Source organism: Pseudomonas sp. SDT291_1_S447, assembly GCF_054070155.1.
In genome coordinates this window covers 1-316 of sequence record NZ_JBSVXS010000340.1, presented here as the reverse complement: position 1 = coordinate 316, position 316 = coordinate 1, and the positions used below count along the sequence as shown (strand labels likewise).

The 316-nt window shown below is 57.0% G+C and carries 1 tRNA gene; it reads left to right on the top strand.

What is annotated here, in order from left to right:
• Window positions 1–108 precede the first annotated feature (108 nt).
• A tRNA-Ala gene (locus tag ACW9IR_RS29845) sits at window positions 109–184 on the top strand.
• Window positions 185–316 lie beyond the last annotated feature (132 nt).

Genomic DNA, 316 nt, shown 5'->3' with positions numbered 1-316 from the left:
AGGACACCGCCCTTTCACGGCGGTAACAGGGGTTCGAGTCCCCTAGGGGACGCCAGTTTTACAGAAGTGATGTTGCAAGATGTCACTCCGCCGCGAGGCGAGAAATCCGGGGCTTTAGCTCAGCTGGGAGAGCGCCTGCATGGCATGCAGGAGGTCAGCGGTTCGATCCCGCTAAGCTCCACCAATTTTACACGTTCAAGGTCTGGCCACACCGGCCTTGAATCGATCAGATCTCAGCACTGATCAGTTGTATAGAAGGTTTGTGTCCCCTTCGTCTAGTGGCCTAGGACACCGCCCTTTCACGGCGGTAACAGGG